The following is a 14,722-nucleotide window of genomic DNA, read 5'->3' on the forward strand; positions in this document are numbered from 1 at the left end:
GCCGGTTAGCGAACGCGGCATTTGAAGCGGCAGACGCCCCCTTCGCCGACCTCGAGCGAGTCCTTGATCTCCCAGCGGAGAATCAGCGATTCTTTCTCGTTCGGCTGCGTTATGAATTCGGCGTCGATGTTGCACTGAGCAGAACCTTCGACCAGTTCCAAGCGAGGCGATAAGTTGTCGATGATCGTCACATTGCCGACTCGCTGATCGCCCAGGTTGTCGAAGCGAAGCGTGAATTCAACAATGTCGCCCGGCAGAGCGTCGTCGGTCGAAGCCGCTTTGACGATTCGTAAGCAGGGCTTGCCATCCAAGTCGAACATCACCGCTTCTTGCGGATTTAGTTCGTAGGTTCCCTCGTGCGCCTGCTGGCCTTCGATGGTGACTTGCACCGCTTGGTTTTCGGTCCACGCGATCGCATTTTGAATGCTGGTCGCCAGGCGAGCTTTCTGCGACGCGTCGTAGACGCCGACCTTCATGATGCTGAAGTCTTCGTAGGCTTGGAACTCTTTGACAAACTGGATCAAGATCTGGCGATTTTCGAGCCCAACGCCCATGGTGCGATCGCGGAAGATCGTCGCGGTTCTGGCGCCGAGGTTTCGCTCTGGCTGCACCGGTTGATTGATGTTGGTCGCAATGCCGTTGTGGTTTTGACTTTGCAGTTCCAGGTCGGCGCGGCTCGCGACCAGACGTTGGTTTTTAAGGCCGGCCGACAGCCCGTAGATCTTGCGAACTGCGGCGAAGCGAGGCGCATAAACGCAAACGCGATTGCTGGGAGTCACCTTCCGCTGGCCGTCGAGCGTATCGTAGTGAGCGACGGTGTCTTCAATGTCGAAACCGCGAATGCTGAAGTCGGCGCCGATCATCGTTTGTTGATTGCGATCGCCGCCATCGTAGATGTATTCGTCTTCGGGCCAGCAAGGAGGGGTCGTGTCGTACGACGTGACTGGATAGCAGCCGTAGGCGCCGGGGCCGCAATTTCCACCGGGTCCGCAATTTCCATAGCCAGGTCCGCATGGTCCGCTGGGGCAAGGCATGCCGGAAGTTGGCTGGGCGATCGGCGCTACCGCTTGGTAGTAATGTTCTGGAGGCGGAACGTTGGCCGGTTCTTCACCGGAAGTCAATTGAATGGGATATTGATTTTCGACCGGCGGAACTTCGGCAGGCTGCGCAGCCGCATATTGCGGCGCGGGCGGCGTTTCGGGCGTCACGTCGGGCGCCGCTTCGTGAAAACTCATGCCAGACATCGGCTTCGTCGGTCCGTACGTCGTTTTGACGTCGGTGATTTGACAAGCCGGGATCGTCAGCAATCCCAGCGCCGAGGCCAGCAAAGCGAGTTGTCGCAAGTTCCGAAATTTCATGACGGCAATTCGGCGAAGGTGTTAGCGAGTTTGAACATTACCGGGAGGAGCGTACAGTGGACGCTCCGCCACATTCGGCGGCAGATACGCGGTCGGCGGAACGCGCGGAAACGCCGGTTGGCGAATTGCTTCCTGCTCGACGCGCTGCGGCGGCATCTGTTGGATCGCGGTGGTGTCGTAAACCATGATCGGCGGCGAGCGATAATCAAATTCGCCCTGCGGTTCTTCCTGCGACGGTTGTCGCGAGCCCATCCGTAAGATCGCAACGGGGCGTCCCAGTTCGTCCGCAATCTGAATTGGATCGCCGCCGGGAGGAACCTCGAAGAATGGCTGGAAGTCTTTCTCTTGCCGCACGGGAACGGCGTCGATCGGCGGTTCGAGATAGATGATCCGCGTTACGAACTTCCCTTCCATCGCGTAGCGAATTTCTTCCTGCGTGATATGGACCGGAATCGGGTATTTCAGTTCTAGACCCGGCGGCGGGTAGAGTCGATCAATCACTTCGACCGTCGGGTACAGCTCGGCGCCTGGGTTCAACGGAATCTCGCTCAACCGCATGCGATAGACCTGACCGATCAAACAGCCGGCGATCGCCGGAGCCGGAAGATCGGGACCAAATTGCCCGTTGTTGGTGAACGAGACTTTGGTTCCGGCGGGAGGCGCGATCTCGACCGGTTGAAACCAGCCGGCGACCGGGCGTTTCTGCAGCAGTTGCAACTGACCGATGGCGCCCGGCGGCAGACCCTCGTGATACAGCTTGTGCGGATTGGGGGTTTCTTGAGCGAAGGCGAGCGTGCTGCAAGTCAGCACTGCGGCCATGCCAAAGGTCAAAGCCATGTAAAGGCGGGTAGAGCTATTCATGCAAGATCCGTCTCGCTGCTGGCTGCGCCAATGTTGAACGAACATCCTTGTCCGCCCAGTTCCCCTGTCATGGGAAAAGGCACGGTCGCGCTTTGCAGCTGCCGACCGTGCCGATGGTTTCACGTTTGCCCCCAGGCCAAAGCGTTCCGCTTACTGCGGAGGGCAGTAGGCGCCGCCGCCTTGGCTGGGCATATACTCGCGGCGATCGGCGTGCGGTTGTCCGAAGGCTGGAGCGTGGTGCATGTTTTCTTCAACAATCCAAGCCTTGTTCGGCGGAGTCGGATAGCTGAGACCCGGCTTCTGCTTGACATGGATGTTGACCTTGTCGGTCGGACCAGGAATGTGCATGTGCGTGTGATTGGTCATCACGTGCTTTTGCAATCCGGCCGGGCCGCCCAACGGAATGTGAGCCGGACCAGGCAACCCGATCGGCGTGCCGACGTACGGCATGCCATATTCAGGCGTGGTGACGCCAGCGACAAACGGAGCCGAGTAAGGATGACCGCCGGGCAAACCGGGGTAACCCATCGGACCGCCAGGACCCATGGCCGGCATCATGCCGCCGCCAGCCATGACGTTCGGATCGAATCCGCCTTGCAGTTCGTCGCCGGGCATTTCCAGGTCTTTGTTGCCCAAGCGAGTGATCGCCATGATCGTGCCGCGGCGATCGGCTTCCATGATCGGATCGACGCCGGGATCCAGGCGAGTCGAGACGAGCGTTTCGACGTCGGCCAAGGCCAGCTCTTGATAGTTGGGATCGGGTAGGTAGATCACCTTCGTTACGAAGTTGCCGCTACGAACCTGAGCGAAGTCTTCTTCGGTGAACTGAATCGGAATCGCGTTGTGAGCCAGGAATGCGTCGGTACGCGGAGTAGCCGGGCCAACTTCAATGGTCGGGTACAGCTCGGCGCCGGGATCGCCCGGAATGTTGGTCAGCTTCAAGCGGTAGATGCCGCCTTGGGGGAAGTTAACCGGGAACGGCACGACGCGGGGCGTCGAGTCGTAGTAGCCGATTCCGCCTACGTCCCATTGAACCTGCATCCCGTCCGGTTTGACGAACAAGATCTGGCTGGTCGACGCCGGTCCAGGCATGCCCAGACCCATGTTTGGATCCATCGGCATCATGGCTGACGCTTGTTGGATCGGCGGCGGAGTCAGTACTCCGGGGCCGGGACCGTCAACGCCGGGACCGGGGTGACGAAGTTGTTGCGCCGGCGGCAAGTTGTGCGGCGTGTGCATGGCTTGACAGCCAACCGTCGCAGCTGTCAGCGACAGCATGGCCCACTTCCAGAAAGTCTGTCTCATGGTTTTCCCCCTCACTCAGCTCTTGCCGCCGATTCGGAACCGACACGGGTCAGTACAAGAGTTGAAGCGATTCGCTATCGTTCGGTTTGGTTCACTCAGTTGATTTGTCAAACGTCGCCGGCGGCATTCGCCGATTGACGTGGACCTGTTCCTGTCACAGAGCGTAAAATCGCCGCTCGACGTGACGAGCAGCCAATCCCAATTCCCGCACGAACAAACCGCGCAAGGAAGACTCCGTGGCATTAATGTTCGGCCCGGAACGATGCGAATCTTTGGGAAAACCGACAAAACCTTGATATGAGCAATAATCGGCGCAATTTGACACTGCTGACTGCAGCCGTCGTGCTAGCGGTTTTGACCGCCGTTTGCGCCATCGAGTTTCCCTCGTTGCCCTTTTTTTCTCCTGCTGCGCAGGCAGTCGCGGCCGAGGTTGCTAGCGGCGAAAGCTTGACTTCGGCCGGTCGAAACGCCGATCAGTTGCTCTCCGACGCGATCCGGCGCGTCTTGGCCTGCTCGTCGATCACCTCACGGATCGAGTATTCGACCACGACGCCAGCAGCGGCCGGTTCTGGATACTATCTAGAAAAAGGGGCGCTCCTCCGCCGACTAGAGCTAAAACTACGCGGCGTCGAGCAGTCGAGCTTGTTGCAAATCAGCAATGGGCGAAAGCTTTGGACGCGCTGCACGACGCAGCGAGAAACGATGACGAGCGAAACCAAGACGCCGACTCCGCTGCATAGCCCGCAGATGCATCTGGCCGAATTGGGACTTCCCGGCCTGCTATCACAACTGCAAGCAGATTATGATCTGGTCTTGGTCGGCGCCGGAAAACTGGCCGACGAAGATGTCTTTGTGATGAAGGGAATCTTAAAGCGTGAAACCCTGGCGAGACGATTGCCGCAGCACGCTGCGGAGATCCGATCCGGCGCATTCTCGGCCTGGAGCGAACTTCCGCCGGGAACTCCAGCCTCGCTGATCATCGCTTTGGGAAGGGAAGACGCGGTTCCGCGGCGGATTCAATTTCAGGCGATCATCGACGGCGCGGCGCTGGACGCTTGGCCGGAAATAGAGACGCACGAAACGCGGACGATCGATTTGCGGGATGTGCAGTTGAACCAGCCGATCACCTCAGCGACCTTCGTGCATCCGTAAAGGGGGGCGAGCGGCGACATCCATCACATGCGGCGTATCTTTGAGCCATCGACAAATATGGTGTATGCTTGAGCATGTTCACCATGAGTAACTCCATGAAATCCTCATCCATGACCGCCTTGGGAGTTACGATGCATCGCCAATACTTCCCTCGTTGTCCAGTAGATGGCCCCATCGAGCCAGCGGTCCCCTACGAGTATGAGGGGACGCGCGGCGCCGTTCCGATGAAGTGCTCAGAGTGCCCGCATTTGTATGGAAGCGACTGCACGCGAGCGATGCCGCAGATTCATCACCGTCTCCATTTGGATCATGGAGCATGCGAAATCGATGGTCCCACCGAACCGGTCTTGTTGGATAATGAATTCCTGCAATCGAAAGTCTACGTGCCCCAAAAATGCGCTACCTGTATTTTTTTGGGAGTCGACTTTGCGGAAGGCTTTTACTGCACGAAAGATGTCGAAAAATGGGGCGATTTTCGCCAGGGACTCGACTGGGGCCAGTGGCGGCCTGCTCGCATTGATTTTCAACTCCCTTCACCCAAAGTCACCACGCGCGAGTTGACGAACTTTGCCTACGAAGATAATCTCGTTGCCTTCGTCAAAGAATTACGTCGTGCGAATCCCGGTGTTTCAATCACCGAGGCGCAGGGTGACTTTTATCGTCTTCGTGATATGATCGAGTCGCTCTCGGTGCAGAACAAAGACGCTACTTGATCGGCGATCCAGCAAATCCGGCGTTTCCGATCATGGAACAGCATCGAATTGACGGAGATGTCCTGCGACGCTTCTCCGCCTGAAACTGATTTGGAAAAATAGGGAGACCACCCATGATTGCTGCCGCAGAGCTAGGCGGGTTTTTCGCCGCTCATGCTGTTTGGTGCGTCTCGGATGGAGACCTACTGATTCCGATTCTCGCCTACGCGACTCCGGATGGAGAGCGGCAGATGGAGCGTCTGGAGCATGACGACCTGGAAATCGCCGTCCAAGCCGGCGTCGAGCGGCTCGAATCGAACAAAATGGAGGCTGATGACGGCGTCTTTGTGTTTGATGGTCGCGTGACCATCAACGATGTGACGCACGATGCGATCATCCTGGAACATCGCGCCTATCTTTGGCCAGAATCCAAATTGATCGTCGCTGTCCCTTACGTTCCGGTTGAGAGCGGCGCGTTTAAGATCCATCGGCCGATGCTGTTGGCTTGGGAGAACTGCGACGACTGTGATCCCGATACGGCGATGAAGTCGTTCTTTCATGGGGTCGCTGAGCATGAAAAAGGCGCCGAAGTCTGGAAAACCTGCTTTGAAGAGCGGGAGTAAACCCGTACGAAACCGCGTGTCTGGTTGCGGTTTGTGCGTTAAAATGCGCTGTCGCCGCTAAGAATTTGTCTCGACGGACGAATACCTAGCGCCCTTTCGCATTTTCTTCTCTCACCCCCAATGTCTGATTGTGCGTATTGCCCGTGCTATCGCCGTCCTCTTTTTGCTGTGGGGACTGATCCTGGTTCCCGCGTCCGATGCTTGGGGACGCGCCGGCAGCGGCGGATCGTTTTCTGGTGGCGGTGGTTCTTTTTCCGGCGGAGGCGGCAGTTTTTCTTCTGGTTCCGGCGGGGGCCACGGCAATATTGGTCCGCTCATCTTTTTTCTCTTGCGACATCCGGTCATCGGCATTCCCACGATAGTGATCGGGGTGATCTTCTTCTTTTGGTTTGTCATGCAGGCCAACGAGCGCCAGCAACGGCGATTTATTCATCGCTCGTTTAACAAACTGGATCATGACTTTATCGACTCTTGCCTGGCTGCGCTGCAAGAAAGCGATCCGTCGTTTGACCTGCAGCAGTTCAAGCAACGTGCCGAGAACGCGTTTGGCAAAATTCAACGCGCCTGGTCTGAACAAGATCTGGCGCCGATTCACGCGTTTGTTTCGGACGGCGTTTACGAACGTTTCTCGTTGCAAATTGCGGAACAGCACGAACTTGGCTATCGCAACGTGATCGAAGATGTGCGGATCCAGCGGATGGAGCCGATCGAAATCACCGCGAGCCGAAATGATCAAAACGCGTTTGAAGTGATCTCGCTGCGAATCCATGCGCGGGGAAAGGACTATCGAGTCGATCGTACGACCGGCAAGATGATCCCAGGCTCCAAAAACAACGAGTCATTTTCCGAGGTGTGGACTTTTCTGCGGCGCCGCGGAGCACAGACCAAGCCGCAAAAGGCGGGCCTGATCGAGGGAAATTGCCCCAACTGCGGCGCGTCGATTCAGATTAACCAATGGGATCGTTGCGGCTCGTGCGAAAGTTTGCTGCGTAGCGGCGAGCATGATTGGGTGCTAAGTGAAATCACGCAAAGCAGCGTCTGGAAACCGAACGCCGGGCAAGGGCTGAACAGCGCCACGCGCTATTGGATTTCGCATGATCCCGGCTTCAATACGCATCACTTGGAAGATCGAGCCAGCGTGATCTTCACGCGCAAAGTAACGGCCGATCGGCATGGCGATCTGCGCCCCTTGAATAAGGTGGCGCATGACATTTTCTGCGAAATGCATCGCCAGGTGCTCGAGGCGCGCGAGCGGACGTTCTATACCGATTGCGGCGTCGGCGCGGTCGACGTCATCGGCGTGATCACCGACAAGCATCTCGATCGCGCCTTGGTCGAGGTTCGTTGGTCGGGCCGTCGCAATAAGAAAAGTGGAGAGAGCCAAGAGACGTCGCGCGAGCCGAGCACGCTTCGCACGATGATGGTGCTGGCCCGCAAACATGGCGTGCAGACCAAGATCGAAAAGAGCGTCTCCTCGCTGCAATGTCCCGGTTGCGGAGCGCCGGAGTCGAACGCCGCATCGCATGCCTGCGAGTTCTGCCACATGGTGCTGAACGACGGCGCCAGCGACTGGGTGTTGATCGATTGGCTGCCGTATAGCGCCAATGAAGCCCGCCATTTGCGGAAAAAAGCGAACGAGGGAATCGAAACGGTGATCGCGACGATTCCCAACGGCCCCGCGTTTGACGAGCAAGGTCGTCCAACCTTCGACCAGACGTCCACCATGGTTGTCAGTCAAGTAGTTCGGCAGGTATCGGGAAGCGATTTGGATCGCGCCCAAGTGAATGGGCGCAGCTTGCGTGAATTCGCCAAGATTGACGATGTTGACTTGATCGCTTGGGTCGTGCAGGTCGCAGCGGCGGATGGCAAGCTCGACGAGAAAGAGCAAAAGCTGCTCAAGGAAGTCGCCAAAAAACATGGCGTACCGCTGAGCCGCGTCCAGGGAATGTTGACCGACGCCGCCAATGGAACGTTGGAATCGCCCACACCGGATCATCGCGCCTCAGGCGTCCAATGGTTGACGACGATGATCGACATGGCGCTGGTCGATGGTCACTATGACGCTCGCGAGCAAAAGGTAATCGCCGCGACCGGCAAACGAATTGGACTGTCTGACTATGACTTTGCGCGGCTGCTCGCCAAGCGCAAGTCCGAACTCTATCGTCAGGCGAAAATGGAACTGCAGGAGCAGAAGAAAGCCGCGAATCGGCGCAAGATTCGGAAGAATTATCATCCGGATGAGTAAAGCGTGAGCGACCTACGTCTTCTTCCCCATTCCCTTGGTCAGCGCCATAAACGCCGACTCCAGATTGATTTCTTCTTCACGGAAGAGAGTCAGCTTGTGTCCGGCTTGGATGAGCCAGGTCGGCAGATCGCTGTAGTCGCTGGTTCCCTCTTTCAAAGTCACCATCAGGTAAGTGGGACGCGGCTCAATGCTCTCGACCGCTTCGGAGCCTTCCAAGACTTTGGCGGCCGCTTCCTGATCGCCGGCGACGCCGATATGCAGCACCGTCTTTTGGCGGACTTGCTTCATCACTTCTTCGACCGATGCGTTGACCGACATCACGCCGCGATCGATGATCCCGATCTTGTTACAAACATCGGCCAATTCGGGCAGAATGTGGCTCGACACGATGATCGTTTTTCCCATGTCGCGCAACCGCTTCAGCAGGTTGCGCATCTCGATCCGCGCCCGGGGATCAAGACCGCTCGCCGGTTCGTCCAGCAGCAGCACTTGCGGATCATGCAGCAGCACGCGGGCCAAGCCGAGTCGTTGCGTTTGCCCGCGTGAGAGCGTGTTGGCGAACGCGTCGCGTTTGAAGTCGAGATCGACCAGATTGAGCATTTCGTCGCAAACCTGGCGACGTTTGTCGCCCCGAATGCGATAGGCGGCGGCGAAGAACTCGAGGTACTCGATCACCTTCATGTCGTCGTACACGCCAAAGAAGTCAGGCATGTATCCGACCAGGCGGCGGATTTCTTTCGGGTTGGTGTAGATCGAATGGCCGCAGACGTAGGCTTCGCCCCAGGTCGGGTTGAGCAGCGTCGCGATGATTCGCATCGTGGTCGTCTTGCCGGCGCCGTTGGGACCGATGAAGCCGAACACGTCCCCTTGCTTCAGGTCGAGCTCGATCCCTTTGATCGCGAAGAAGTCGCCGTATTTTTTCGTCAGGTCGTGAGTTTCGATCATGGCGGCGCCTAAAGATGCGTTATTCCGGCTCAACCGGATAGATCAAGCGAACGTAAGTCCAGTGTTCCGTTTTCGGCGCAAGCGGCTCTTCCGATCCAACCGCGGTCATCTGCAACTGCGTGACCGGTTCGGCCGACTTGCCGACCAACACGGCGCGTTGCGTTTGCGAGTGCTGGGAGAGGTCGATGAACCCCTGATAGCGCTGTATCAAGTTCGTATAGCCGCGACCGCCTGCCGATTCGTGAAACAGGGCGACTTCCATGATGCGGTCGATATCGGTATTTTCGCGGTCCCAAAGTTCCGACACGTCGCGTGCGTCAGAGACCCTGGTTTTGCGTAACACTTTGTCCGAGTTCTTGCCTGCTTTGCCGGAGAGCGACAAGACGCCGCCAGCCGGAAACTTGGGAAAGTGCCAAGCCCAGCGGCCGTAGAAAACGTAGACGTCTTCCAAGTCAATCTCGGTTGGATTGCGAATCACGCCGTTGAGCAGTTGATTGCTGATCTCGGTCAGCGGCTTGGGAGCTTCGCCATCGAGGGTCGCCCAGCCGCGACCAAACAAACTGCGCGACGACCAAATCTGAATCGGCAAGTTCTCGAGCGATACGGAGTCATCCGCATCGGCCAGGTAGTACGGGTTTTGCACCGTCGCGAGCGACTGACGCGAGTCCATGCCTCCTAGCGATTTGCCAGGCAAGCCTTGCCAGGCGAGGATTTGTTTCCAATCGCTGGCTTGCGCAGGAGCTTGATTGTGCAATTGAATGTTCAGCCGCTGCGTTTGCGGACTATAAATATGGGCCCAAGTCGTGGAGCGAACGACTCGGCTGGCCAAATCGCAGTCGAGCACGTCGACTTGATTCATCCGCAGTTCATGGCCTTTCGCCCAGAAAGCGATCCCCCACGAAGCGCAGCACGCCAACAGCACGAACAAAGGAAACGTGACCCACGTCCATTCCATTCGCGGAAAGTATCGTTTCAGCAAAAAGTAGTCGCCGGGGCCGATCAACAGCAGATAACCGACGACGATCACGCCGATCAACAGGAACGAGATCAGGTGGACCCCTTGGAATTGATCGAGCGCGACGCGCAGTTGTCCCGAGAGATCTTCGTACCCGACATGCGCGGCGCTTTGTCCGGCTAACGAAACGATGCCGTAGTCTTGTTGCTCTGACTCGCCGATCAGCAGTTTGATCAGCAACGGTTTGCGTCCGTCCCAGCCAGCGATCGGCTGCGAGTTCAGGTCGAACGCGACAAATTCAATCAGGCCAAATCCGTAGGGAGCGACCGAGATCAACGGCGTTGGATTGGCCGCGGCTCGTTGGACCAGCGCAATCCCGCTGGCGTCTTGCAGCGTAGCGATTTCTAAAGTTGGCGCGCCAGGGCGATCGAGCCGCGTTACTTTACCAGCATATTTTTCAAGTTCGGCAGTTTGGCGCTCTTCCTCAAACCCGACGTACTTGCCGGGGAGAAAGTGCGCCAAGGGAGCGTCCGCCGACAGCAGTTGTTCGGTATCGGCGCCAACGGCGAGTAAGATTTGTCCGCCTAGCTTGGCCCACCAGTCGAGCGCCGCGAGTTTGTCGGCAGAGAGCTTGCGCCACGTTTCGGCGTCGCCGCTGACGATCAGAAAACGGTCGACCCCTTCCAGCATTCGCCAATCGTCAGGCAATTGGCTGGGATCGATCTGCGCGAGTTGCGATGATTCGTCGGGTTGAACGCGCTGTTGATTCAGGATGTCTTGAATGCCGATCAGTTCGCCTGCTTGCAGCCAGAGTTGTTGACTGGCGAGAACCGGTTGTCCCAGATCTCCGACGGCGGCTTGCCAGACCGATCGACTTGCGACGCCATCGACTTCGCTTTCCAAGATGACCTCGATGCGGCTGCTTGTGCGGCCGATCTTCACCGGTAGGACAAAGGTCTGGGATTCGCCAGCGGCGATCTGGGCCGCTTCGTCATGAGGCCAGCGATGTTCGACCGGCACCCCGTCCGAATCGAAAGCGGCGATATGAATTTCGCCTTGCAGCGGTTGGGAGCCGGCCGTGATAGTGACACGAATCGGCGACCAAACGCCGACTTTGAAGCGTCCGGCGAAACCCAGGCTCGCTTCGATTTCGGCGATGTCATGACGCTGCTGCATCCACGCGCCGGCCCACAAAGAAGAGGCCGACGTGGCGATGAGAACGATCGTAATTAGGAAGGTGCGACAGAGAAGCAACATCAAAGTCGAACGTGTCTCACAAAAGGGGGGACGCCACCAGAGTTCCAAGTTGGATGGCTTGAAGCTATTTAGCATAATCCGCTGACCGCTTCCCTGCGAGTTGACGCCGGGCCTCCGCTGGCCAACTTCGCGGGAAGTTAACGCCGATTGGACCGGTTTTTACGGCTTTTCGGCGTCATCGCAGACGCACAGAAATTGTCCACAACCTGGACAGCCGCTCCCATATTTCTGATTTACGGCGTCGGCCAGATCGACTCCAGCGACATTGGCGATGGTGGTCAGCCAGGCCAGCACGTCCGCAAACTCGCCGACACGCTCTTCATGCGTCCCGCCGCGCAGCGCTGACGAGAGCTCGCCCACCTCCTCCATCAGCCACATGAAGGTCCCTTCGACCCCACGGGTCTGGTCCTTTTCAAAGTACATGTCGCGGATCAATTTTTGAAATTGACCCAAGCTGACGTCGACCGGCGGCGCAGGTTCTTGGTTCACGATTTGATTTGCTCTAACAACTGTTGAGCCGCCGCGGAGGACGGAGAATGTTTCAGGACTGCTTCCAAAATTTCACGTGCGGCCGCTTCATCACTGACGGCGATCAGCGCTTCGGCCGCTGTGATTCCCCAATCTACTCGATCGGGTGATAAGCGAAAAGCGACCGCTAGTTCACGGGCCGCCGCAAGCGGGTGACCAAGCTCTTGCTCGGCGCGACCGTTGATCTCGTGGGCCTGAGCGTCGGCCACATCAATTTGAAACGCTTCTTCCGACCAGCGCGCCGCGCCGCGCCAATCATTACGAGCCGCTAACAGCGTCGCCAGTTTTTTGCGAATCGCGACGTCGTGATGTTTTTGCGCGGCCAAAATCGGCAGCAGCTTCAGCAGCGCATCGTCATCTTTTTGCAGCAGATGGACGCGGACCAGCGCTTCGGTCCATTCTTCGCTCGCCGGCTCCGCTTTGGCGCCGCGCTCATACAACTCAATCGCCGACTTGTAATCCTTTTGTTTCAATCGTAAGCCGGCCAACAGCGCCACCGGACGACGATCAAATCGCTCGCCGGTCGCTTGCTCCAGCAATTTCAGCGTCTCTTGGGCGTCGCCGATCGAGAGAAAGAGCCGCGCCATTACATACAAGCCGAGCGGATGGCTCGGATCGATCTCAATCGCTTTTTCCGCATACTTGCGTGCGCTAGTGTTCGACTTGCGTTGCAAGTAAGCGTAGGCGGCGTCGGCCTGGACGTCGGCGTCTTCCGGCTGATCGCGCGCGTCACGAAGCAACTGGGCGAAACTCTTGTCGGTATCGCTGGCTTGGATTTCAACATCGCGGACGACTGTCACCAGGTAGTCACGATAGCCTCGTTCAAAATCGGCTTGCGGCGTCTGAAAGATTTGCTCCAAGATCTGATCGGTTGTCAGCGACTTGGCGTAACCGTCGAGCATTTTGGTCAGTGCGTCGTCACCAAATCGCTGTTTCAAATAAACGGCGTAGTGAAACGCCTGGCAGTAGGCCATGGTCCAGTCGTCGCCGTCACGCGGGCGAATGAAGCCATAGTTGATCGAGTTCAGATCAAACAAATCGCTGGCCGCAATTCGTTTCGCCAGCAGTCGTTTCCAATCGGGCGGCTGCACGTCAGTCTCGTAAGTGACGGCCATCGCTTCCGTAAACCAGTGCGGAATGTTGAAATCGGTCTGTTGTAAATTGACGACATGGACAAATTCGTGACGCAGCACATTGCCCCAGTTGTATTTTTCCGGCATCGACGACGGTGAAGCGAGCGCGATCATTTTGCCGGCGCAGGCGCCAACCGTGCCGATATACGGCAAACCGACCATGCGAGCGCTGAACCAACCGTGCCCGCTGGTGTTTTTCGCTTGGTTAAAAAACTCGATCAGCGTTTTGCCGGCCGGTTCGTAATCCAGGGCTTGGCAGATCGACGCGTAGACGTTGTCTTCCAGATGCCGCGCGGCGTACTCGGCCAACAGCTTGTCTTTTTCGGGGTCGTAGCGAATGAGGAAATGCTCGGTCTCCAGCGTTTCGTAGTTGGCCAGCACGTCCAGCACTTCTAGCGTGTTCTTCACACGGACATGAAAGGGGTCGGCCTGAAACGCCGCTTCTAAAACAGTACGCGCTTCCCGCTCTTCTCCCATCCGCATCAGCACCATGCCCAGCTCGGCATGCGGACGAACAAGTTGCGGCATCCGCTCGGTCGCCGCGCGATAGAAGCTGGCGGCGTAAGGATACTTGCGAAGCAGTTCGCAGCCTTCTCCCAAAGAGGCGAAAAACTCGCCGCAATGGGGATTGGAGAGAGACTGCGTTTCGATCAACTCTCCGTAGCGGGTCGAACTTCCTTCGTTGGTTTCGAGCGCCGGTCCGTCGGCCGCCAGATAAGCGGCCGCTAACAAGCCGGCGGTCGCTTGGCGCTGGTCGTTGATCTCGCGCGCTTTGGTCAGAACTTCGATCGCTGCCAGCGGGCGAAAGTCGGCCAGGTACGCTTTCGCTTTCGCTTCCAACGCCGGGACGTAATCGCTGCGGATCGCCAATGCCTGATCGGCGGCGGCGATCGCCAGGTCGACGTTGTAGCTGGCCACGTCCATTTGCGACTTCAGCGTGAAGAGTTCGGCCGAACTAGAATTGATTTCCAGCGCTTTGGTCCACTCGCTCCGCGCTGAGCCCATGTTGAACTTTTCGGCGAACAGTTCCGCCACCGCGAGTCGGGCGGGCCAATACTGGGGCGAGCGTTTGAGGATCGTCGGAAAGAGCGTGTTGACGAGATAGCTGAACTGCTGACTGTTTTGCGTCCAACGGGCGAACTCCGCCGCGCCGAGTCCGGCGTAATATAACTGGTCAGGGTCGTCCGAAATGTCGTTCTCATTGAAGTCGTCGACAAACCACTCGTAGGCGGCGCCTGCTTCTTCTAACTCACCCCGCTCACGATGCAATTGAGCGACAGTCCAGCGAGCGACCGGTTGCCGCTCGTCCAGCGCCAACGCTTTTTTGCAACTCGCGGTCGCGTCGTCCCAGTGACCCTGGTCAAACTGAATGCGGGCCAATTGCGCGTACAGCTTGGCGGTCGGCTTTTGCTCGATCGCCGTGGTTAATGTTTTTGTCGCTGCGGCCGATTGGCCGATCGCGATTTGCGATTTGGCTTTTAGCCACGCGGTGATCGCGTCGGGCTGCTCGACTTGCTCCAGTTCGGCGATCGCCTCGGCGTATTTGCCGGCGTAATAGAGAGACTCGGCCGAAGTCAACTCGGCCCCGTGGGCGATTAAATGCAGCGTCAGCCAGGCGGCGCACGTCAAGAGCGAGAGAATGCGATTGCTTGCGGGCGGCATCATGCG

Annotated in this window: 11 protein-coding genes; 4 read left to right on the top strand and 7 right to left on the bottom strand. The window is 57.8% G+C overall.

The genetic code is table 11. The features are described 5' to 3' along the window. Positions 1–5: 5 nt before the first annotated feature. The 3 genes from M4951_RS06375 to M4951_RS06385 form a co-directional block, all read right to left on the bottom strand. Positions 6–1,358: a DUF11 domain-containing protein gene (locus M4951_RS06375; RefSeq protein WP_262025647.1), complete on the bottom strand. Its 1,353-nt coding sequence runs from the start codon at positions 1,356–1,358 to the stop codon at positions 6–8. A 21-nt stretch (positions 1,359–1,379) separates the two neighbouring features. Then, entirely contained in the window at positions 1,380–2,219 is an 840-nt protein-coding gene (locus M4951_RS06380; RefSeq protein WP_262025648.1) for a hypothetical protein, read from the bottom strand. Positions 2,220–2,369: 150 nt separating this feature from the next. Continuing rightward, entirely contained in the window at positions 2,370–3,497 is a 1,128-nt protein-coding gene (locus M4951_RS06385) for a hypothetical protein (RefSeq protein WP_262025649.1), read from the bottom strand. Between the two features lie 324 nt (positions 3,498–3,821). On the opposite strand from M4951_RS06385, the gene M4951_RS06390 reads away from it, so the two are divergent. From M4951_RS06390 to M4951_RS06405, 4 genes are all read left to right on the top strand, one after another. Beyond that, positions 3,822–4,676, top strand: coding sequence for a hypothetical protein (locus M4951_RS06390; RefSeq protein ID WP_262025650.1), 855 nt, complete (start codon positions 3,822–3,824; stop codon positions 4,674–4,676). A gap of 95 nt (positions 4,677–4,771) precedes the next feature. Next, positions 4,772–5,389 (top strand): hypothetical protein, encoded by a 618-nt coding sequence (locus tag M4951_RS06395; RefSeq protein WP_262025651.1) that lies wholly within the window; start codon positions 4,772–4,774, stop codon positions 5,387–5,389. Between the two features lie 113 nt (positions 5,390–5,502). Further along, positions 5,503–5,991, top strand: a complete 489-nt coding sequence (locus M4951_RS06400; RefSeq protein WP_262025652.1) for a hypothetical protein — start codon at positions 5,503–5,505, stop codon at positions 5,989–5,991. Positions 5,992–6,121: 130 nt separating this feature from the next. Then, positions 6,122–8,236, top strand: a complete 2,115-nt coding sequence (locus M4951_RS06405) for a TIM44-like domain-containing protein (RefSeq protein WP_262025653.1) — start codon at positions 6,122–6,124, stop codon at positions 8,234–8,236. Between the two features lie 12 nt (positions 8,237–8,248). Here the strand turns inward: M4951_RS06405 and M4951_RS06410 are convergent, their stop codons facing one another. The 4 genes from M4951_RS06410 to M4951_RS06425 form a co-directional block, all read right to left on the bottom strand. Continuing rightward, positions 8,249–9,181, bottom strand: coding sequence for an ABC transporter ATP-binding protein (locus M4951_RS06410; RefSeq protein WP_262025654.1), 933 nt, complete (start codon positions 9,179–9,181; stop codon positions 8,249–8,251). Between the two features lie 19 nt (positions 9,182–9,200). After that, complete coding sequence (locus M4951_RS06415; RefSeq protein WP_262025655.1) at positions 9,201–11,393, bottom strand: hypothetical protein; 2,193 nt, start codon at positions 11,391–11,393, stop codon at positions 9,201–9,203. Between the two features lie 159 nt (positions 11,394–11,552). Next, the gene (locus M4951_RS06420; RefSeq protein ID WP_002651614.1) at positions 11,553–11,882 is read right to left on the bottom strand and encodes a MazG nucleotide pyrophosphohydrolase domain-containing protein; all 330 of its coding nucleotides are present in this window, start codon (positions 11,880–11,882) and stop codon (positions 11,553–11,555) included. After that, the gene (locus M4951_RS06425; protein WP_262025656.1) at positions 11,879–14,719 is read right to left on the bottom strand and encodes a tetratricopeptide repeat protein; all 2,841 of its coding nucleotides are present in this window, start codon (positions 14,717–14,719) and stop codon (positions 11,879–11,881) included. The genes M4951_RS06420 and M4951_RS06425 overlap by 4 nt, the downstream gene beginning before the upstream one ends. Positions 14,720–14,722: the final 3 nt, after the last annotated feature.

This window comes from Blastopirellula sp. J2-11, assembly GCF_024584705.1.
Lineage (GTDB): Bacteria > Planctomycetota > Planctomycetia > Pirellulales > Pirellulaceae > Blastopirellula.

Excerpts from the sequence above, each read along its gene's own strand:
- M4951_RS06395 (WP_262025651.1), top strand. The coding sequence starts at position 4,772 with ATGAAATCCTCATCCATGACCGCCTTGGGAGTTACGATGCATCGCCAA.
- M4951_RS06400 (WP_262025652.1), top strand. The coding sequence starts at position 5,503 with ATGATTGCTGCCGCAGAGCTAGGCGGGTTTTTCGCCGCTCATGCTGTT.
- M4951_RS06410 (WP_262025654.1), bottom strand. The coding sequence starts at position 9,181 with ATGATCGAAACTCACGACCTGACGAAAAAATACGGCGACTTCTTCGCG.
- M4951_RS06380 (WP_262025648.1), bottom strand. The coding sequence starts at position 2,219 with ATGAATAGCTCTACCCGCCTTTACATGGCTTTGACCTTTGGCATGGCC.
- M4951_RS06425 (WP_262025656.1), bottom strand. The coding sequence starts at position 14,719 with ATGATGCCGCCCGCAAGCAATCGCATTCTCTCGCTCTTGACGTGCGCC.
- M4951_RS06375 (WP_262025647.1), bottom strand. The coding sequence starts at position 1,358 with ATGAAATTTCGGAACTTGCGACAACTCGCTTTGCTGGCCTCGGCGCTG.
- M4951_RS06415 (WP_262025655.1), bottom strand. The coding sequence starts at position 11,393 with ATGTTGCTTCTCTGTCGCACCTTCCTAATTACGATCGTTCTCATCGCC.
- M4951_RS06385 (WP_262025649.1), bottom strand. The coding sequence starts at position 3,497 with ATGCTGTCGCTGACAGCTGCGACGGTTGGCTGTCAAGCCATGCACACG.
- M4951_RS06390 (WP_262025650.1), top strand. The coding sequence starts at position 3,822 with ATGAGCAATAATCGGCGCAATTTGACACTGCTGACTGCAGCCGTCGTG.